Origin of the sequence: Faecalibacterium prausnitzii (assembly GCF_003324185.1) — a bacterium.
GTDB lineage: Bacteria > Bacillota > Clostridia > Oscillospirales > Ruminococcaceae > Faecalibacterium > Faecalibacterium prausnitzii.
In genome coordinates, this window is the sequence record NZ_PXUP01000005.1 from 20,979 (window position 1) to 41,653 (window position 20,675).

Genomic DNA, 20,675 nt, shown 5'->3' on the forward strand with positions numbered 1-20,675 from the left:
ATCCAAATGGATTGTCCTGTAAAAAGTGAAGGGGAGCATCCGAAGATACTCCCCTAAGTGAATAATTATTTTTTCCTTACCATACAGCGTTTCTTGAAGAATGCGATGCCATAACAGAGAATGTCATCATAGTCATCCCGGAAGTCCGCTGCGTACATTCGGTCATTGATCTGCTGAATGGCAGTATCACAGGCATCCGGCAGAGCATCCAGAGTTTTGGCATACTTGGCTTCAAAAATTGCCACGCGGCCATTGCGGATATCCTTTACGATAACATCGCTGCGACCCTCGCCATGCTCTTTGTTGGATTCTACCACATAGCCAGCACCAGTAAAGATGCCTGCAAGGAAAGCGTGGTAAAAATCCTCCCGATAGTCATGGTAGCTGATGGTCATGCGAAGCAGCTTGGTCATTTCTTTTGTCAGAGCTTCGCTGTTTCCGCTCCAGACTGCATCAAACAACGGGCTGCGGTTCCATGCCTTTGCACTGTCGTCAAACCATTTGCTTACAGTGGTTTCAAAAATTTCCCGAATCTCTGCATTGGGAATCATCAGCGCAGAGCAGCCATCCGGCAGCGAATCCGTCAGATCCTTATCCCGCACCTTGGTCAGATAGCCTGTCAGATACAGCACACTCCAAAGATTTTCCTCAGAGGAGTGTAGATAATCGTAGGTCAGGTTTTCTTCAATATGCTGAACAATAGAGCCGCCAGCCATCAGAGTTTCGAGCTTCGTGGTGATACTGTCACCTGCATAGTCGATAAAAGAACGGATAATAGCATTATCGCTGGTGTTTTTCCAATAGCTTTTCGGCTTCTGTGCTACACCATACTGGAAATCTCGCAGATAACTGATCACATCCCACGGACAATAAATGTCTGCATCGCCAAAATGATAACCGTCGTACCATGCCTTGATTTCAGCAGACTGCGATTCAAGACCAGCATCTTTCAGCATTTGATCTACATCTGCCTGTGTGAAACCAAAGGATTCGCTCAACCGGGGAGAAAGAATCGTATCCGAAACAAAATTGTTCGTCCCGGTAAAAATGCTTTCTTTGGCAATTTTCAGACAGCCGGTAACAACAGCAAAGTCGAGCGAAGTATTGTCTTTGAGCGTGGTGCTCATCATAGCCCGCATCACGTCCAGCATCTGCGAATAATATCCGTTGCTGCTGGCTTTTGCAATGGGAACATCATACTCATCCAGAATGACGACCGCCGATTTTTTGAAGTGGATTTCCAGCATCCGGGTCAATAGCAAAAAGCAGCTTTTGGTTTCATCTATGGATGCAGTGCGTCCCAGAATTCGCTTAAAGATGCCTTTGTCATCGTCAGAAATAGCATCGTCATCCAAAAGAAACTGATAATCCTGAAACGCAAATGCCAGTTTCATGCACAGCATTCCATAGGCACTTTCAAAGGTCAGACCGTCCGTGTCCTTGAAAGAGAAAAATACCACAGGACACTGGTTCATCCATTTTTTGCAAAGCTCTGTATTTTTGGAGATTGCCAATCCCTCAAACAGTTGCTTGCTGTCTTTGCGGATATCCAGAAAATTTGCGAGAGTGCTCATACCAAGGGATTTTCCGAAGCGACGAGGGCGAGTAATCAATGTTACTTCAGCGATACCTCCGCTAAGAAGTTCAGAAATCAGATTGGTCTTGTCGATATAATAATACCCGCCTTCTCGAATCTTCTCAAAATTCGAGATTCCGACAGGAAACTGCAAATCTTTCATGCAATGCTCCTTTCCGCTCACAGAGGAGAGCTTTCAGAACTCACTACTGTAAGTGTACCATGAAATATAGAATCATACAAGAATCAAGTGACATCGAAATAGAGCAGTTTTATTATGCTACGTTCAATCTGGTGGCTTTGTAGCAGTCGGCGCACATTCCCTCATGGGTAGCGGCAAACTCTGCGGCCTGCATGATGGAGCCATCCTTCAGCTTGACCCTCTTGATGGGCTGGTTGCACCGGGCGCAGATGCAGGGCACAGGCGGCTGTTCCTGCTTCTGGCTGGTGGATTTCGGTTTCGGCTGCTTTTGCGGCTCTGATTCCGGCTGCGGTGCAGCATCTTCCGGCAAATCCTCTCCGGCATAAACGTACAGGCCAAGACCAAACATAGCAAGGTTCTTCACCAAGCACCGCATGATAGCCTTATTCACATCGAACATGGAGGCTGCTTCTACGGTGCGTTCTTCCATGCCGACTTTCTCACGGCGGCGGGTCTGCGGATTGTAGTCCCATTTCGGGGTGGAGTAGGTGTAAGGCACAGCCTTCATGGCTTTGTTTGCGCCATCCAGTACAGGCAGCCACATTTCATGCGAAACTCCCTTAATCGTGACCGAGGTATACACCATGAAGCCGGTTATGGGGTCATAAACATAGGGCAGGCCGTTGAATTTCTTGACCTCATAGCTGGCAGCGGGATACAGCTTCTTCACCTCTGCCCAAGCGTACGCCCAACTTACATATTTCAGTTCCGTGTTGCCGGACTTTTTGACTTCCAGATGATCTTTGAAGTCGATAGCAAATAATTTTACGAATGGATTTTCCATAAGAATGCCTCCAATTTTGATAAAGAAAAAAGGGCACAACAGCGTCAACTGTTGTGCCCCATGATGTGAAAATTACGGATTGAGCAGAAAATCAATGATGTTTCGATGAATGATTCCGTTTCGGCTTAAATTCGCCAAATCACCACTGATAACATACTTAGGATAGTTGTCGTGCAGCCGCTCAAGATTACCGAACTCCCGTTCTTCATCGGCGGGAGTGATCAGGTAAGCAACCTGAATATAGAGCTTTTCATCTCCACGGTAGCAGATAAAATCAATTTCGGTGTCGTCCAGCTTGCCGACCTGAACTTCATAGCCACGGCTCCGCATTTCCAGATATACGGTGTTCTCATACAGCTTGTTGCTGTCAAGTTTTTCGCTTTTCTTGATAACGTTCCGCAGGCCAAGATCGACTGCATAGTACTTTTCTGTGCTGGACAGGAGCGCTTTTCCTTTGATATCATAGCGGCTTGCATTCAGAAGGATAAAGGCTTCCTTGAAATAATCAACGTAGTTCAGCACGGTAGCAGTGGTTGTCTTGATTCCTTCCGAAACCATGCGTCCACTGATATTACGGGCAGAAAACGGATTGCCGATATTGTCCAGCAGGAATGCAAGGACATTACGTAATGCGGTCTGTTCGCGAATATTGTGGCGCAGCATGATGTCACGGACAATGATAGCCTCGTAAAGATCGTCCAGATAGGTGGTGATTGAATGATCGTCAGGGAGGAAGAAACGCTGCGGAAAACCGCCGTACTTCAAATAGTCTGCGAAGAGCTTTTCGTCCGAAGTATAGGTTCCGTTTTCAATGCATTGCTGTTTTGCTTCGGCCAGCGAAAAGGGGAAAACCTGAATCTGGATGTATCGTCCGGAAAGATAGGTTGCCAATTCGCCGGAAAGCAGCTTGGAATTGGAGCCGGTCAGGTAAATATCACAATCGAAATCGACACGAAGAGAATTGATTGCAATCTGCCAGCGCTCCACCTCCTGAATCTCATCCAGAAGAATATAGATTTTGCCGGTACAGCCTTCCGCTTTTTCTGCGATGTAGTCGTAAAGCGTTTCTGCAGTACGGGCGTTGCGGAAGCGCATGGACTCAAAATTGGCCTGAATAATGTTCTGTGCGGGAATGTTGCGCTGGAGGAGCACGTCCTTGATCTGACCGAGAAGGACTGTTTTTCCACAGCGCCGGATTCCAACCAGAACTTTGATCAGATCCTGATCGATAAAAGGAATGATCTTGTCCAAATAACTTTTGCGCAGAACCATCGTGCATCACCTCATATTCTTATCTTAGCATACAATTATTGTTGTGTAAACAGTATTGTGCTTTTCTATTAAATAAAAATAGCTGAAGCACGAATTTTGTGTGCCTATAGGCGTACAAAAATTATGCTGCATGGATAATGGTAAACCTGCGGCTGCTTACATTCTTGCTGTACCGATTGAAAATATCGGGCTGTTCTTTCTTCAAACGCTGGGAGTCTACCCGTTTACTTTCGGAGGATACCCACGATACCTTATAGCCCGGTGCTGTGCCATAAGCGGCATCCTGCATTTGTAGCTTGACCTGCTGCTCAATAGCTGTTTTCTCCTGTTCCATCTGCTCGATTTGATCAGAAAGCTCCTGCCGCTTGTCCAACAGATTACGGATGGGATTCAGATCGGCAGTTTTGTTTCTATCATCTGCAGAGTACAGCTGATTGATCTGCTGTGTATCCCCCTCGCTTCCGGTAGGTACAGGCGGAATTTCGGGCATCACGTTGTATTTCCAGAAGTGCTCTTCCTTGGCAATGAGGTTGTTCAGAACTTCTTTGTCGGTTGTGATCTTGTGAATCACCAGCTCCTTCCCGAAAATCAGAGCAGCAATGTACCAGCAGTCAAAACCGCTGACAGCCAGATAGTGATTGACCTGAGCCATGTAATGTGTAGGGATTTTGCCATCTGCCCACTTATCCGCAGAGAACGGTGAAACCGTTTTGCATTCCAGTCCTGCTTTCTGCCCGACAATCAAACGGTCAAAGTCCGCCAGAAGCAGTGGATGTTCCTCACTTTGGTAGATGGCATTTGCACGGCGTACCTTCAGACCGGTGGCCTCGGTGAAGCGCTGCGCCACATAATCCTCCAAATCACGGCCCTGCCGCATGGCTTCGTTGTCGATATTTTCAATGGTATCGCTGATTTTATCGTGGTACACCTGAAATGCCGAGCGGTAGGGATTCAGGCCAAGGATGGCACCGGCATCCGTGCCGGTAATGCCGCACTTACGGTAACGGAGCCAATCTTCTTTGGACAGGTTCAAAGTTGAAATCAATCTTTTCATGCACTTTGCATCCTTTCTCTCATAATTGATTCGGTAATGATGAAGTCGTATTCCACCAAGTCTTTCATGATCGTGGAAAAGTCGCTGGCCAATGAATGGCAAGAGCCAACCCACAGGTCATAAAGAAAATCCAGAATATTATTTTGCACCCTGAGATGGTTCCAGTAGCGCTCCTCCAGTCTGCCCTCGGATTCCAAAACAATAATGGCGGTGCTGATGGTACTTTTCATCGTGATCTCATAAGCCATGGTAACGCTGATTTCAGAAGCACTCTTCTCAACGTTGTCAAAGAATTCCGTGAATTCCCTGAAAATGCGGTTATTTACATCATTCATGGCTTGCTCCTTTATGCTGCGGCCAGCACCATCTTGTAGGCTTTGTCGATCATGGGGTTGCCCTCTGCGGTGCGCAGGAACAGGTTCTCGTTGTAGTTTTTGGTCTTGCGGAGAGGGTCTGCGTGGGTAGCAAAATCAGAGACTGCGTTGATAAAGCGCCAACCGTTCTTGCCGACCCATTCCAGATCCGGTGCGTTGTAGTAGCGAGCCTTCAGCTCTTCCTGCAGGCGCAGATTATTCTTCCGCTGGCAATCGGACAGGTCCTCAGAAATCGGGAAAAATTCATTGATGAACTCCTGCACCTTGTGATCGGATAAATCGATGCGGGCCAGCTCTTCGCCACGGTTGCCGAGTTCAACCATATAGTTGCTGGCCAGCTGCAGGGTTTCACGGGCATCCTGCACGCGGAGCAGAACATTTTCGGTGTGGCGTGCAGTCCAGCTGCGCTTTGCGGTATTCAGCGCAAGGTTCAGAGTATTCTGGCAGACTACACGGATCGGAGTCATGGCTACTTTCACACCAGAACTTCCGTCATGACTGTTGAAGATCACAAGATATGGTACTACCTGATCTCCAGCGATAAGATATTTCCTCGGAAGCCTTGCCAGCATCCAGACCTTCTTGCCGCCCTGCAAAGAACCGGCAGTTTCGTAAGTAACACCTTCACCCAGCAAGTCATCGGTGAACTGAAATGCTTCTTCGTTCTGCACAATGCGGTAGCGGTCGGATACCACACCCAGAACAGCATCATCGGTGCTGCGGACATTTGCGCGATAGCCGGGGATCATAGCACCCGTGCCGGAATAGATATTACGGCTTTCCACCTGCCAATCCAGACCGGCCAGTTCCAAGGCTTCACGGCTTGCAGGGGCATCCATAATGATACGGCCAAGGCCGTGCCAAGGGGTCTCACGGACAGAGAACATCGTTTCAACATTTGCGGGCATAGTAAAATCTCCTTTTCAATGTATTTTGTTCAATCGTTGTTTTCCATTTCTTCAGCGATGCGGACGAGGACTTCCACCAGGACGGTGCCAACCTCTTTGACGATTTCGGACCAAAAGTTCATAATGCTTTCTCCTTTCTGCGCAGCTGCGCTTTAAAATACGATGGTAATAATGATAGTGATGGTACGGAATAACAAAATGCTCACCTCCAGACATAAAAAAGCCCCTGAGTCTTTCGACTCAGAGGCTTTGAATCATGATTATTATATCTGGGTGAAAAATGGAAATTTGAGAAAGCTAAAGAGAGGGATTTATCATAAAAAATTATAATGCCGGACGAATTTGCGCTAAAAGGAGTTGGTCCGCCGGAAGCCACGGAACAGAATCAAGCTCCTTTTTAGTCAGCCAGCGTGCAGCCTCGGCTTCTTTCAGCACCAGTTTGCCGGAGACTACCTCACACCAGAAACAGTCCATGGAAAGATGAAAGGTCGGATAATCGTATTCAATGGTGTCGATGAGGTTGCCTACCGCGATCTCGGTATCCAGTTCTTCCCGGATCTCTCGTTTCAGTGCCTGCTGCGGGGTTTCACCCGGCTCGATTTTGCCGCCCGGAAATTCCCATCCGCCCTTATACTCACCGTAGCCGCGGGCGGTGGCATAAATTTTATGTTTCGTCTGAATATCGTCGCAGATCACAGCTGCAACAACGCGAACAACCTTCATGATATTCTCCTTTTAACCGACCACCAGCTTGTTGGTCTTTTTGAGGAACTTTGCAGGGATCGGGCGGTCCAGCTTCCATGTGATGTTCATGGGGCGGGAGCCCTCGTGCTTCACATAGTTCACCGTGCCCAGATAGGTATACGCTCCTGCCCCGCCAAAACGGGCATCTGCCTTGAACTCACGCACGAATAACAGCACGCGGCTTCCTTTTTCCCGGTGATGGATGTAGCGCTGCCCGGTGGCAGAGTTTTCGGCGGTGGTGCTCTGACTCTGCCAGTGGAACAGGCTTTCGTTAATGGAATAATCCTTGTACATGGTGCTGGGAGAGTAATCTTTGTCCGCTTTGTTCAGGGTCACAAAGAATACGTCCAGCTGCTTTTCCGGCAGCCACTTCACGCCTTCACGGACAGTAGCAGGCTTCAAAAAGTCCAGCGCTACTAGCAGCTGGTCGCGGGTATAGGTGCAGTGCAGGTCCAGCGGACAATCAAAGCCCACACCCACCGGCTCGTCGATAAAATCAATGCGGTCATATTGATACTGCAAAAGTGCCTGCAGTTCCCCCAGCAAAACGGGACTATCCGAGAGAGCATACAGGTTATCGAGAACTTCTTCATCCTCCCAGCTTTCTGCAGTTTTGCCCCAGAGAGTCACATAGAACATTTGCAGCATCCGCTTCTCTACTGGCGATAGAGCCGCAAAGCCGGTGTTATCCAATTTTGGCAGAAGCCCCAGCAAAAAACGAATCCACCTGCGGGAATCCGCGACTGCAAAGCGTGCAAGGGCTTTGGTCATAGTTTCTTCCAAAGATTCTGCAAAATCGGATGCCGCCCCTGCACGGACGCACAGCCTGCTGAAGCAGATCTTTTTGCTGTAAATCGCACGCGGGTCAAGATGATAGTAGTCGAGGAAGTTCCCCAGTGTCAGGGGCAAACCGGTATCCTCGGTGAAGGCAGCCGCCCGCGCCACAAGCCCGGAGGTGCGGTCATAGGAGGCACTGATATTATCTAGAACATACTTTGCGGCAATTTTCTCCAGCTGAATGTAGCAGCCCTTAGGCGCAGAGACAAAGCCCTCTTTGAGCTCCCGACTGACGCTGCGGGTGGTATTTGAGAGCAGTGCTGCGAATTTCTCCTCAAAATTATACTTTTTATTGGCCTGCCCGATGAAATCCAGAACGGTCAGGCAATCTTTGTTTTCTGCCAGACGTAAGCCGCGCCCCAGCTGCTGCAAAAACACAGTCAGCGACTCGGTAGGACGCAGCAACAGCACTGTGTTCACCTCGGGGATATCCACGCCCTCGTTGTAAATGTCCACAACAAAGAGGAATCGGAGCTCCCCGGAAACCAGCCGCTGCTTGGCGGCGTTGCGCTCCTCGTCGGGAGAATCGCCGGTCAGCGCCATAGATGAAATGCCGTGGGTATTAAAGTAGCGCGCCATAAATTGGGCATGAGCGATGGAAACGCAGAAGCCCAGACCCTTCACCTCGTCGATATCGGTGACATATTTCAGGATGGAGTTCACCACAAGGTCAGCGCGGCGCTCCGCCACCATGCCGCTGAGGGTGTACAGGTTGGACAACTCGTTTTTGTCGTAGCCGCCGGTACGCCATTTCAGGCTGCTCAGATCTGCGGTGTCGGTGACGCCGAAATATTGGAAGGGACAAAGTAGTTTCCGGTCAATGGCCTCCGGCAGACGGATCTCGGCGGCAATGCGCCCGCCGAAATAGTCCAGAACGCTTTTGCCGTCCATACGTTCCGGGGTGGCGGTCAGTCCAAGCAGGATCTTCGGCTGGTAATATTCCAACAGCTTCTGATAAGTGGGTGCAGCTGCATGATGGAACTCGTCCACAACGATGTAATCGTAAAAATCTGCTGCCGTTTTGGCGGCAAGCTCCTGAGAATTGAAGGTCTGGATGGAAACAAACAGATGGTCGATGCTGTCGGCTCTGTGACTGCCCACATATAGTTCACCGAAATTGGCATCCTTCAGCACCGCCCGGAAGGTGTACAGGCTCTGCTTCAGGATCTCCTCCCGGTGGGCCACAAACAGCAGACGGCAGGGCTGCCCCGGATGCTGTTTGCAGAAGCGCTTGTAATCCAGTGCAGAGATCACAGTTTTGCCGGTGCCGGTGGCGGCCACCACCAAGTTGCGGTTGTACCCCCGAACGGTGCGCTCGGCATCCAGCCGGTCCAGAATTTCCTGCTGGTAGGAATAGGGCAGAATATCCAGTGTATAGATCCCGCTGTGGTCGGTTTCGCTGTATTTTTCGGCTTTCAGGGCGCGGGTCAGCCGTTCCCGCTGTCCTTCATCGTAATATTCAAACTCGCTGGAATTCCAGTAGCTTTCAAAAGTGGCTGCGATCTTTTCAATGGTCTCCGGCAGGTCCTTTCGGGTCACCTTGACATTCCATTCCAGGCCGCTGGAAATTGCCGCATTAGACAGGTTGGAGGAACCAACATACGCTGTGGTAAAGCCGGTGTCCCGGTAAAATACATAGGTCTTTGCGTGGAGCCGGGTACGCTTGGTGTCGTAGCTGACCTTGATCTTTGTGTTGGGCAGCGCGCGCAGCTCCTCGATGGCTTTCACGTCTGTAGCGCCCATATAAGAGGTGGTGATGATGCGCAACTCACCGCCGCTTTGCGCAAACTGCCGCAGCTCGTCCATGATGAGGCGTAAGCCGCTCCACTTGATAAAGGAGACCAGCATATCAATACGGTCGGCGGAAACGATCTCCTTTTTCAGCTCCGTGTACATCTGCGGCTCATGGATAGCACCGGTGAACAGGGAGCTTTGTGCAATGGAGGTCTCCGGGCGGTCAAGGTCTTTTGCGCTTTTTCCTGTAGCAAGGCGCGGGTCATTCTGCTGCAAAAGCGCAAGAAGCTGCTCTGCCCGCTGGTCAACACCGAGCGCGGCAAAGTCAGCTTCCTCTGTAGTAGTCTGGATGGTATTTATGATCTGGTTTGCCAGCTGGATCTGCGCCTCGATGCCGCCGCCGTTATCCTGCACATTCTCAAGACCCTTCTGTACCACGTCGGTCAGATACTGCGCCAGTACCTTGGCAGCCTCTGCTGTGTCGATGGGCGCAGTGGACTTGCGGGCTTCCGGGATCTCTGCAAGCTCGCGGTTCAGTGCGTTATTGATGACCTGTTCGTACAGACCGGGGTAGAGCATAGATGCACTTCCTTACCGTTTTCTTTTATTATAGCGCCCGTTAGAAGAATATTCAATGATCGAGGGTATGAGATATGCTTTGCGATTCTCTACCACTTAGATCAGGGTGACGACTCGCATGATGTCAGCCTTGCGCAGTTTGCCACAACAATGCATCCTTTCAGTCGGTATTCAGCCAATTTTAGCTCTAGTTAAACATGAACGTTATCGGGAAGAAAACAACAGCATTTATATTTCGAACAATAGGAGCGGAACCTTGAAAAGAGACTCCACGCTTATTGTTGAACGAGTGGGAAAGGTGTATTTGACATAAAAAACCATTCCGAGATTTGTAAGACCTTTGCATTGATTTCGTTCGTTTGTTGGAGTAAAATAAAAATGGTTTGTTATAGACCGCCACCATCCGTGAATGAACGATGTTGAGGGTTACTATGGAATACGTATCAATTAAACAAATCTCTGAAAAATGGGGCATTTGTGCAAGACGAGTGCAGACCTTGTGTACAGAAGGCCGCATCGAAGGAGCACAGCGTGTTGGGCACCAGTGGATCATTCCTGCAGATGCTCCAAAACCAAAAGATGCTAGAGTAAAGAGCGGAAAATACATTAAATCGAAGAATGAAAATGGAGAAGATATAGATGAACAGAAAACCATATAGTGCAGGAGCCGTGAAATTTTCATTCTGGTTTATTGAGTTTCGGAAAACGGTCCAGTTGCTGGCAGAGGGCAAGAGCTTTTCGGAAATAAAACTGCTAAACGAGCAAGAGAATATTTACAGCGCATCCACAAAGGCACGGGCACAGATGATCTACTCTACCGTTACGGCGCGCATAAAGATGCTGCACCCCAGCTTTTACCCGGTTTTCCTGAGCAGCGATATTGCAACGCAGAAGATGTTTGCGCTGGTAGCAGCACTTGCACACGATACGCTTTTCTTTGACTTTGTGTACGAAGTTGTGCGGGAAAAGATGATCCTTGGAGTGGACGAACTGACTGATGCGGACATTCGGGTGTTCTTCAAGGACAAGCAGGCGCAAAGCGAGAAAGTAGCAGCCTTTCAGGACTACACGCTGCATCGGCTGGGAGCGGCATACAAAACGCAGCTCTACGAGGCAGGAATGCTGGACGGAAACAAGGGCAGCTCACGCAAGATCCTGCGCCCGATTTTGGACATTGCGCTGGAACGCTGGCTGCAAGACAATGGATATGCCATTATGGTCAATGCGCTTACGGGGGTAAGATAAGATGGAAACTGTGAATGGATGCCTGAGCGACCGGCTGGATGAGATGGAAGCGGCAATCCGGAAAACGTCCTTCCGCAAGGGAACCGGCAGAGCCAACGAGGTGAACTACTGGGTTTTCGACTATCCACCAGAAAAAGAGCTGGAAGTTCGTGCTCGAATCGAGTATATGAAAGGCAAAAATGCCCGTGGCGATGATGACTTTGATCTGGTGGTATTTGATCTCTACGATGTCATCATTGATTTTCTGGAGAAGAAGCGCTTTTTGGAAAAGTGTTATGACTTTGAAAAGAAAAACGGGATGGAGCGGATCACCAAAGCGGTTACCAACGCCATGAAGATCAATGACAACGACAGCCTCATCGTGCAGTATATCAAGGAACATACGCCGGAGAACGCCATCGTGTTTTTGACGGGTATCGGAAAGTGCTATCCGATTTTGCGGTCCCATAAGGTTCTGAACAACCTGCATCAGGCATTTGTCCGCTGCCCGGTCGTAATGTTCTTTCCGGGCACCTACAACGAACAGGAACTGATTTTGTTCAACGAGATCAAGGACGATAACTATTACCGGGCATTCCGGCTGGTGAAATAAAGGGAGGATACAGTAGCTATGCAGATCAAGGAGATGTTCCGTAAGGAGATCGACCGTGAACTTCAGGGTGTTATCGTAGTCGGTCAGGGCGCAGAGACCAATGTTGCACAGGAACTGGAAGAGTATGTGGTGACCCGTGAATTGCAGCGGCACTTTGCGGATTTTTTTGCGGCTTATAAAAAAGGTATTCTGGGCACCACGCCGAAAATGGGCGTATGGATCTCCGGCTTCTTTGGAAGCGGTAAATCTCACTTTTTGAAGATCCTGTCCTACCTGCTGGAAAACAAGCAGGTGGGCGACAAGCACGCACTGGATTTCTTCATCGACGATAAAAAGATCACGAACCAGATGGTTCTGGCAGATATGAAGTTGGCAGCAGACACGCCAACGGATGTGATCCTGTTCAATATCGACTCCAAAAGCGAATCCAACAGCAAGGAGAACAAGGATGCCATCGTGAACGTGTTCCTGAAGGTGTTCAACGAAATGCAGGGGTTCTGCGGCTCCATGCCCTACCTTGCGGATTTGGAACGCCACCTTGCTGAGGCAGACCAGCTTGCTACGTTCAAGGAAAAATTTGAGGATGCCTATGGCGATGCGTGGGAGGATTCCCGGCAGGACTTTGATTTTATTCAGGACACTGTTGTGGAGGTTCTGGTGGGAATGGGCTTTATGAGTGAGCCCGCAGCCCGCAACTGGTGCGAAAAGGCAACGGAGCCCTACCAGATCAGCATCGAGGACTTTGCCAAGCGTGTGAAGGCTTATCTGGATAAGAAGGGCAGCAACCACCATGTTGTCTTTTTGGTGGATGAGATCGGTCAGTATATCGGCGATGACTCCAAGCTGATGCTGAACCTCCAGACTGTGACCGAGGAACTGGGCAAGGAATGTCAGGGCAAGGCGTGGGTCATTGTGACCTCTCAGCAGGATATCGACTCCATCACTAAGGTGAAGGGCAACGATTTCTCTAAGATCCAGGGTCGCTTTGACACCCGTTTGTCCCTGTCTTCTGCAAACGTGGATGCCGTTATCAAAAAGCGTATTCTGGAAAAGACCGACACCGCAGCCCAGAGCCTGCGGCTGATCTACGACCAGAAGGGCACCATCATCAAGAACCTCATTGTTTTCAACGACGGTGTGGAGAAAAAGCTGTATGCCAATGCGGAGGATTTTGCAGAGGTGTACCCCTTTGTGCCCTATCAGTTCAACCTTCTGGCAAGTGTGCTGACCAGCATCCGTACCCACGGTGCATCCGGTAAGCATCTGTCCGAGGGTGAGCGCTCTATGCTGGCACTGTTCAAAGAGTCTGCCATGCAGCTGATGAACGAAGAAACCGGTGCCATCGTACCGTTCCATAAGTTCTACGATGCGCTGGAAAACTTCCTTGACCACAGCCACAGCAGCGTGATCATTCGTGCCTATGATAACAGCTACATCAACCCGGAAAAGAAGGAAAAGGACGTCTTTGCCATCAACGTGCTGAAGACCCTGTTCCTGATCAAATATGTGGTGGAGATCGAGGCAAATGTGGACAACATCACCAGCTTGATGATCTCCAACATCGACGATGACCGCCTTGCCCTGAAAGCAGAGGTGGAGGAAGCCCTGAAGGTGCTGATGCGCCAGATGCTGATCCAGAAAAACGGCAGCGTCTATGTGTTCCTGACCGATGAGGAGCAGGAGATCAACAACGAGATCGAAAAAGAAAACGTGGAGATGCTGGAAGTCCTTACCAAGATCGCAGAGATGATCTTTGAGGACATCTTCCCCAGCAAAAAGTACCAGTATCCGGCATTCGGCGGACGGTACACCTTCCCGTTCAACCAGATGGTGGATGACCGCCCCTACAAGGCAAATCAAAGCTACGATATCGGGCTGCGTGTGCTGACCCCGTGGTATGAGGGTGGTGTGGAGGACTCTACCCTGCGGATGATCTCCGGGCAGGGCAAGGAAGTGCTGGTGGCACTGCCCAACGATGACTCCTTCCTGACCGAAATGCGCGCCTACCTGAAGGTCGAGCGATTCCTGCGCAAAAACACCTCGGTGCAGCTTGCAAAGTACGAGGCCATCAAGGAAGCCAAGCGTGTGGAGATGCGGGAGCGCAACAGCAACGCCAAGCTCTACCTGACCGAGGCTCTGAAGGATGCCACCATCTATGTGAACGGCGATGTGCTGCGTACCTCCGGCAAGGAAGTGAACAGCCGCATCAATGAGGCAATTGGTCGTCTGGTGCAGACGGTCTACCATAAGCTGTCCTACATTACCGCTCCCATGGGCGAGACCGACATCCGCAAGCTGTTCCGAAGCAGCAACCAGCTCTCCCTCACTTTGGAGGATAGCTCTGAGGCAAATGTCCATGCGCTGGATGACGTTCTGCAATTTATCGGCGGCAACTCCCGGATGCACATGAAGACCTCCATGAAAACCATCAAGGATCGGTTCATGAAAGCTCCCTACGGCTTTGTGGAGGACGATGTGCAGTGGCTGGTGGCACGGCTGTTCAAACGGGGCGACCTTGCCTTTACGGTGAACGGCGAAAGTGTGAACGCCAACAATCGCACCGAGGAAGAGCTTGTGGGCTACATCACCAAAAAGCAGTTTGTGGACAAGCTGCTGATGGAGGTCCGTGTCCGGGTGCCGGAAAAGCAGAAAAAGGCTGTCCGCACCATTATGAAGGAGCTGTTCAACGTGCTGCCCACGGCAGAGGACGAGGACACCATGATGAGCGAGTTCCGGCGCTACTGCGAGCGCACCATCACCTCCATCGACCGTCTGGAGCCCCGGTATCAGCTTTACGCCTACCCCGGCAGACAGGTCCTTGCCGAGGGCAAAAAGCTGATGAGCAGCCTGCTGCAGATCAACGCTCCGCTGGAATTTTTCAAGGAAGTCAGCGACGGGCAGGATGAGCTGCTGGATTTTGGTGAGGATTTTGAGCCGGTGCAGAAATTCTTCAGCCCCAACAGCGAGCAGGAGCAGATCTTCCGCCGTGCACTGGATATGCTGGACATTTACGATGACAGCAAGACCTATATCGTGAACACCGCACTGGAGGATGTTGTCCGGCAGATGCGCAGCATCGTGGGCATGAAAACACCCTACCGTGAGATCCCCAAGCTGCCGGAGCTGCGGGAAAAGTTCATGTCCCTGTACAACGAGATTCTGGAGGAGCAGTCGGCACCGGTGGTAAAAGCCATCAAGGACGACCGCAACCGTGTGCTGGAGGTGCTGAACGATAAGCCCTACAAGGACGCAAAGCACAGTGGCTACATGGAGCGGTTCGAGGAGCTGCTGGACGGTGCTGTGCACTGCAACAATGTGTCGGTGCTGCGCAGCTATCAGGATAAGTCCGATGCGCTGAAGATCCGTCTGCTGAACGAGATGGTAGACGAGGACAACCGCTTGGCACAGCAGGCACTTGCACAGGCAGAAGCGGAACAGAAGCGTTTGGAAGAGGAAGCCCGCAAGCGTGGCGAGACGGTGGCTGTGCCGCGGCCGAAGACGGAACAACCTGCCGTCAAGATGCGCAATACCAAAAATCTCTCCATCAAAACGGTGGCACGGGCAGCGTCCTGGCGGCTGGAAAGTGCAGAGGATGTGGATAAATATCTGGATGCCCTGCGGCAGAGCCTGCTGAAGGAACTTGCCGATGATTCGATCGTGAATGTGGAACTGTGAGGTGTGTATGTCGGATACATCATTTAAAATCTGTATGGAGTGCGATAGCGATGGCTATGTCACATTCGAGTGTCCGTTTTGTGCATCGTCTTTTGGCCTACGTGCCGATGAAGTCAAAACTGAAGAAGGAATGGTCAATGAACTATTCTGTCCTTATTGCGGTTTAACAAAGGATTCTGGTGCGTTCTGGCCAAAGGAAGTAGTACAGCAGGTATGTGATATTGCAAGAAACTACGTTGCAGACCAACTAAATGAGATGTTTGGAAAACTAGCAAAATCAACAAATAGACATCGCGGAATTGTAAAAATGACTTATAAACCCTTAAAGAAGGTTGGAATTTCAAAATTGCGTAGCCAAGATGGAACAGAAGTTCCATTTAAGTGCGATTGCTGCAATCGACATGTAAAAGTGATTTATGGTGTAGGAGAATCTATGACGTACTGTCCGTACTGCGGGGTTAATATATGAACGGATTAAAAGATTTGAAATTTCTGAGTTTGGATTTTCGTAGAAAATCTAGCCAGTTACTGAATAGCGATGAGCATAATGCTGATGTAAATCTTTGCCGGTTTGTGGATTTCATTGAAAGCACGCCTACTTTGCGTGGCATTGTACATGACGTGGCAGATAGAACAGAGTATGATTTTAGAGAATGTTTTCTGTTTGAGGATGGAAGCTGGATTGAAATACAGATCCCCGTTGACGAAAAGGAACATATCAAAGCAATATATGACTATGCAACATATATTGCAAATTCTGAAACGGAGAGTATTGTGTATCATTCACGCAGGTATCCATGTAGAAGCAGCAAAACGGAAGAAGTTATACAGAATTACCTGAATGATTCCATAAAACCGCTGATTGATTTTATCAATGATAGCATTTCAAAGGAAATTATTCTTATGCAAGAGGAAAATCCAGGAGTCATGACCCAGAACATTGGAACTGTGAATGGGAATGTTGTGCAGCAGCAAAGCGGAAATATTGCCATCAATACAAACACTGGCGTCTCCGGTGAAGATTTGAACGGTTTGATTGAAAAAATTATCTCCTCTCTGTCTGAAATCAAGGATGTTGACACTGAAGAAGTGGACAGTGTAAAGGATGATCTCGAATCATTGCAGGAGCAGATTCAGTCTCCCACACCTAAAAAGAACCGGATGCAGAAAGCCTTAAATGGAGTTCAGAAATTCTTTAGCGATTTTGGCATGAAAGTGGCAGTTACAGTAGCAGCAAAAGTGGTTACCAGCCAAGATTGGACTGCACTGATCCAACAAGCACAACTGTTTATCGGAAACTTATAATTTGAGGATGGAATGATGAACAAAACAGCCATTAAAAACTTTGCCATCTGGGCACGGAACAAGCTGATCGCAGATATCTGCTACCGTGCCGGACTGATGGGCATTACCGAAAAGGGCATTGCAGACCCTCTGCCCCAGAGCACGATGGATGCCCAGTTCTACGATATTGGCGCAGCGGAGCCGTATCTGGTGGCAGGCGAAGCCATCAAGCAGCGGCGGCAGCTTGTGAGCGCCATCCGGGAGAAGGAGGCAGATACCGATTACGCCACCGCCTACCAGTACATCATGGAGGAGGTTGCCTACACATGGTTCAACCGCCTGATCGCTGTGCGGTTCATGGAGGTCAACGACTATCTGCCCTCCCACCTGCGGGTGCTTAGCTCCGAGAGCGGCAAGGTGGAGCCGGATCTGGTCACCACCCCCTTTGATGCCGAGCTTTCCTTTACCGCCGAGGAAGAAGCCCAGATCATCCAATGGAAGCAGGATAACAAGCTGGACGAGCTGTTCCGCTTTTTGTTCATCAAGCAGTGCAATGCGCTGAATGAGATCCTGCCCGGTCTGTTTGAAAAAACCACCGACTACACCGAAGTCCTGCTGAACCTTTCGGTGGTGGATCAGGAGGGAGTGGTGTACAAGCTGACCCACGATATCCCGGAAAAGGACTTCAACATCAAGCAGGGCGGTCAGGTGGAGATCATCGGCTGGCTGTACCAGTACTACAACACCGAGCCCAAGGCCGCCGCCTTTGCCAAAAACGGCAAGATCACCAAGGAGGAGATCCCGGCGGTGACCCAGTTGTTCACCCCGGATTGGATCGTCCGCTACATGGTAGAGAACAGCCTTGGCCGCCTGTGGGTGGAGGGTCACCCGGACAGCGACCTGCGGAAAAACTGGAAGTATTATCTGGACGAAGCCCCGCAGGAGCCGGAGGTGCAGGCAAAGCTGGCGACGATCCGCAAGGAGTACGCCGCCCTGAGCCCGGAAGACCTGACCCTTATCGACCCCTGCATGGGTTCCGGGCATATTCTGGTCTATGCCTTTGACGTGCTGATGCAGATCTACGAAAGCGTGGGTTACAGCCAGCGGGATGCCGCCAAGAGCATTCTGGAACACAACCTCTACGGTCTGGACATTGACGACCGTGCCTATCAGCTTGCCTACTTTGCCGTAATGATGAAGGCACGGCAGTACAACCGCCGCATCCTCAACGGCGAAAACACCTGCCACGTCTACGCCATTCAGGAGAGCAACCCCATCAACCGGGCTCACCTCAAGTTCTTTGGGGCGGGCCTTTCGGACTTGGAAAAGAACACCGCCAAAATGCAGTTGGATGGCTTGCTGGATATCCTGACCGATGCCAAGGAGTACGGCTCCATCCTCAATGTGCCGGAGTATAACTGGGCATTGCTGCGCCGGTTTGTGGGCGGCATTGACGATGAGGTGCAGATCTCGCTGGAAAGTGCCGGTGTGGAGCAGACCGCCGAGGAACTGCAAAAGCTCATCGACCTTGGCGAGACCATGGCACGGAAGTATTGGGTCACCTGCACCAATCCCCCCTATGCCGGAACCAGCAATCTCAGCGCCAATGTCAACAACTTTGTCAAGAAGTATTACCCCGACAGCAAGGCAGACCTGTTTGCGGTGTTTATTGAGCGCTGCCGTGCCATGACTGCCGACAACGGCTATCAGGCAATGATCACCCAGCATAGTTGGATGTTCCTGTCCAGCTTTGAAAAGCTGCGTGAAAAGATGATGCTGACCGAAACTGTCAACATGGCGCATCTGGGCGCAAGAGCCTTTGAGGAAATTGGCGGCGAAGTGGTGCAGACCACCGCCTTTGTGCGCTGTGCAAACCATGTGGAGGGCTATAAAGGCACCTATTGCCGCCTGATCGAGCCGACCTCTCAGCAGGGCAAGGAGGAGATGTTCCTTGCAGGGCAAAACCGCTATACCGCAAATCAGGATGATTTTGCAAAGATTCCGGGTATGCCAGTAGCGTATTGGGTGAGTGAAAGGATTTTTGCACTATTCTCAGGCAAGTCGTTAGGAGAATACTATGATGTAAAAGCTGGAATGTGTACTGGAGAAAATGCGACCTTTATTTTGTGCTGGCCGGAGGTTGACTATACACTTACTAATATTTGTTCTCCGACAAAATATATGTACACAGCGCATAACAAAGGTGGCGAATACCATAAATGGTATGGAAACCGCGAACTGGTTTTGAAATATAATGATAATGCACTGAAACTGATGGAATCCAATGCGGGATTTAGACATGATGGCAAGGAATACTATTTTAAGGAGCATATTGGCTGGAGCAAAATCACATCGGGAAAATCAAGTTTCAGATATTTCGAGAATGGATTTACTTTTGATTCTGCTGGATTGGGTTTGTTTCCAAAAAAGAAACAAGATATGTTTCTGACTTTGGCTTTCTTGAATAGTAAGGTTGCAGAAGAACTAATAGCATTACTGAATCCGACACTGAACGTTACTCCCATGGTTGTGAAAAAGCTGCCGTTCACTGATTTGATAGTGGCAGAAAAAGCAGCTCCATTGACAGAAGATAATATTGAATTGTGCAAGGAAGATTGGGATTCCTATGAAACCTCTTGGGACTTTACTACCCACCCCCTTGTGTACTGGAGCAAGGGACTGTGGGAGCAAACCAATGTAGCTTGCATGATGGAGCATTACTATGGCTACCTGCCGGAGGCAAGCTGTCCGCTGGAAGTTTGCTATTTGATGTGGCAAGGCCAGTGCAAGGAGCGCTTTGAAAAGCTGAAAGCCAACGAGGAAGAGCTGAACCGCATTTTTATTGATATTTACGGCTTGCAGGATGAACTGACCCCGGAAGTGGAAGAGAAGGATGTGACCGTGCGCAAGGCAGATTTGCAGCGGGACATCAAGAGCCTGCTCAGCTATGCCGTGGGTTGTATGTTTGGCCGATACTCTATTTATAAGGACGGTTTGCTTTTTGCAGGAGAGCCGTATTCTTTGCAGGCATTTGTGGACAAGCTGAACGACCGCCCCGGAACAGTTTCAGCAGAGGAACTGGAGCGTGCATACCGCAATGAAGGGGTTGTGGTAGACGAGATGTTCTTCCCGGACGAAGATAATGTTATTCCCATTACCGATGAGGAATATCTGGACGATGATATCGTTGCCCGCCTGTGCGACTGGCTGAAAGCCGTATATGGTGCAGCTACGCTGGAAGAAAACCTTAACTTTATTGCAAAAGCACTGGGCAATAAGGGCAGCACCAGCCGGGAGGTCATCCGCAATTACTTTGTGAACGACTTTTTCAAGGATCACTGCCAGACCTACTCGGTCACCGGCTCCGGCAAGCGCCCTATCTACTGGCTGTTCGACAGCGGCAAGCAGAACGGCTTTAAGGCGCTGGTCTACCTCCACCGCTACACCCCGGATACCATCGGCGCCCTGCGTGTGGACTACCTGCACAAGATGCAGCGTGTGTACGAATCCGAGATCAACCGGATGCAAGATATGATGGACCACACCACCAACGCCCGTGAAGCCGCTGCCGCCTCCAAGCGCAAGGACAAGCTGACCAAGCAATTGAAGGAGTGCCGGGACTACGACGAAAAGATCAGCCATCTGGCGCTTTCCCGCATTGCGCTGGACCTCGACGACGGCGTAAAGGTGAACTACCGCAAACTCCAGACCGCCGCCGATGGCAAGTTCTACGAGGTGCTGGCGGATAGCAAGAACATCATGGTGAAAGAGAAGAAATAAAATACCGACTTTTGATATTAGTGCAATGGAGGAAG

At 50.0% G+C, this 20,675-nt stretch carries 15 protein-coding genes; 7 read left to right on the forward strand and 8 right to left on the reverse strand.

The genetic code is table 11. The features are described from left to right. Positions 1-65: 65 nt before the first annotated feature. From C7J97_RS04640 to C7J97_RS04675, 8 genes are all read right to left on the reverse strand, one after another. Positions 66-1,739 carry an AAA family ATPase gene (locus C7J97_RS04640; protein ID WP_113992237.1) on the reverse strand — a complete coding sequence of 558 codons (1,674 nt, stop codon included), beginning with the start codon at positions 1,737-1,739 and terminating at the stop codon, positions 66-68. A gap of 112 nt (positions 1,740-1,851) precedes the next feature. Next, positions 1,852-2,562, reverse strand: coding sequence for a Sak single strand annealing protein (locus C7J97_RS04645; protein WP_113992236.1), 711 nt, complete (start codon positions 2,560-2,562; stop codon positions 1,852-1,854). 72 nt (positions 2,563-2,634) lie between these two features. Then, complete coding sequence (locus C7J97_RS04650; RefSeq protein WP_113992235.1) at positions 2,635-3,834, reverse strand: ATP-binding protein; 1,200 nt, start codon at positions 3,832-3,834, stop codon at positions 2,635-2,637. Positions 3,835-3,955: 121 nt separating this feature from the next. Next, positions 3,956-4,888: a YqaJ viral recombinase family nuclease gene (locus tag C7J97_RS04655; RefSeq protein WP_113992234.1), complete on the reverse strand. Its 933-nt coding sequence runs from the start codon at positions 4,886-4,888 to the stop codon at positions 3,956-3,958. After that, positions 4,885-5,223: a DUF3848 domain-containing protein gene (locus C7J97_RS04660; RefSeq protein ID WP_097784709.1), complete on the reverse strand. Its 339-nt coding sequence runs from the start codon at positions 5,221-5,223 to the stop codon at positions 4,885-4,887. Before C7J97_RS04660 ends, C7J97_RS04655 begins: the two co-directional genes overlap by 4 nt. An 11-nt stretch (positions 5,224-5,234) precedes the next feature. Further along, positions 5,235-6,170, reverse strand: coding sequence for a DUF932 domain-containing protein (locus C7J97_RS04665; protein WP_113992233.1), 936 nt, complete (start codon positions 6,168-6,170; stop codon positions 5,235-5,237). A 324-nt stretch (positions 6,171-6,494) separates the two neighbouring features. Continuing rightward, complete coding sequence (locus C7J97_RS04670; protein ID WP_113992232.1) at positions 6,495-6,893, reverse strand: (deoxy)nucleoside triphosphate pyrophosphohydrolase; 399 nt, start codon at positions 6,891-6,893, stop codon at positions 6,495-6,497. Between the two features lie 12 nt (positions 6,894-6,905). Next, on the reverse strand, positions 6,906-10,064 hold the full coding sequence (locus tag C7J97_RS04675; protein WP_113992231.1) for a DEAD/DEAH box helicase: 3,159 nt from the start codon (positions 10,062-10,064) through the stop codon (positions 6,906-6,908). Positions 10,065-10,495: 431 nt separating this feature from the next. Between C7J97_RS04675 and C7J97_RS04680 the strand changes: the two genes are divergently transcribed. From C7J97_RS04680 to pglX, 7 genes are read left to right on the forward strand one after another with little or no spacing between them, the layout of a single operon-like run. Next, positions 10,496-10,723, forward strand: coding sequence for a DNA-binding protein (locus C7J97_RS04680; protein WP_097782261.1), 228 nt, complete (start codon positions 10,496-10,498; stop codon positions 10,721-10,723). Then, entirely contained in the window at positions 10,704-11,309 is a 606-nt protein-coding gene (locus C7J97_RS04685) for a DUF1819 family protein (RefSeq protein ID WP_113992230.1), read from the forward strand. Before C7J97_RS04680 ends, C7J97_RS04685 begins: the two co-directional genes overlap by 20 nt. A 1-nt stretch (position 11,310) precedes the next feature. Continuing rightward, positions 11,311-11,901 carry a DUF1788 domain-containing protein gene (locus C7J97_RS04690; RefSeq protein WP_097839703.1) on the forward strand — a complete coding sequence of 197 codons (591 nt, stop codon included), beginning with the start codon at positions 11,311-11,313 and terminating at the stop codon, positions 11,899-11,901. An 18-nt stretch (positions 11,902-11,919) separates the two neighbouring features. Next, positions 11,920-15,576 carry a BREX system P-loop protein BrxC gene (gene brxC, locus C7J97_RS04695; RefSeq protein ID WP_113992229.1) on the forward strand — a complete coding sequence of 1,219 codons (3,657 nt, stop codon included), beginning with the start codon at positions 11,920-11,922 and terminating at the stop codon, positions 15,574-15,576. 7 nt (positions 15,577-15,583) lie between these two features. Beyond that, positions 15,584-16,045, forward strand: a complete 462-nt coding sequence (locus tag C7J97_RS14810) for a hypothetical protein (RefSeq protein WP_147232747.1) — start codon at positions 15,584-15,586, stop codon at positions 16,043-16,045. Next, the gene (locus C7J97_RS04700) at positions 16,042-16,881 is read left to right on the forward strand and encodes a hypothetical protein (RefSeq protein WP_113998213.1); all 840 of its coding nucleotides are present in this window, start codon (positions 16,042-16,044) and stop codon (positions 16,879-16,881) included. The genes C7J97_RS14810 and C7J97_RS04700 overlap by 4 nt, the downstream gene beginning before the upstream one ends. A 15-nt stretch (positions 16,882-16,896) precedes the next feature. Further along, positions 16,897-20,640, forward strand: coding sequence for a BREX-1 system adenine-specific DNA-methyltransferase PglX (gene pglX, locus C7J97_RS04705; protein WP_113992226.1), 3,744 nt, complete (start codon positions 16,897-16,899; stop codon positions 20,638-20,640). Positions 20,641-20,675: the final 35 nt, after the last annotated feature.